We start from the raw sequence: 749 nt of genomic DNA, 5'->3' as shown, positions 1-749 counted from the left end.
CCGTGAAGAGATGCTGCCCAGTGCTATCCAAGGCACTTTGCGCACTCTTGGTTAAACGCGCATTGCTCAAATGCACCTTCATACGCGCTAGCAATTCTGTCGGGTTGATGGGTTTAACCAGGTAATCAACACCACCCACTTCCAAGCCTCGAACAATATCATCAGTATCAGATAAACCCGTCATGAAAATAACGGGAATATCTGCGAGGTCTGCATTTTGCTTTAGCTGGCGACAGGTCTCAAAGCCATCCATTACGGGCATGACTGCATCGAGCAGTATTACATCGGGCCGAATGCGCTTAGCGATCGTTAGGGCTTGCTTGCCTTCCAGAGCAACCAGCACGTCCATTCCTTCCGCTTCCAAGGCATCGTTAATCATGCTCAGAGCATCGGGGGAGTCATCAACAACCAACACAGTATCGGTCTGGCTTAAAGGCGTCATCATTTAATCTCTTAAGGCTTGCGCAAGTTGGTCGAACTGGAAACTGTCACTCATAGCAAACAGGCTCTGCATAAATGGCTCCGGTAGTAACTTAGCTGATTCTACCTGAGCTAAAGTTTGCACGACACCCTTTCGGTAGCCCATTTCGGCGTAGGCTTTTAGCTCACGAATTAAGGGGTCGTTGGGAATAACGAAGGCGTCACTAGTTTGTGCTTCTTCAGGGTTACCATCGCGCTCTTTAGACAAGACTTTAACCGAGTCGAAATCTTCACTTTCATTTTGCGATATCCAGTGCAAGCCCAGGTGC

At 48.6% G+C, this 749-nt stretch carries 2 protein-coding genes; both read right to left on the bottom strand.

All coding sequences use genetic code 11. The features are described 5' to 3' along the window. The coding region (locus A3763_RS15230) for a response regulator (protein WP_369823120.1) at window positions 1–442 on the bottom strand (442 nt) is incomplete at its 3' end. Between the two features lie 3 nt (window positions 443–445). Next, a partial coding sequence (locus tag A3763_RS28735) for a hypothetical protein (protein WP_197482928.1) occupies window positions 446–749 on the bottom strand: 304 nt, incomplete at its 5' end.

Source organism: Oleiphilus sp. HI0128, assembly GCF_001635365.1.
Note: the sequence above shows the minus strand (reverse complement) of the source record. Positions and strands in the feature narration are given on the sequence as shown.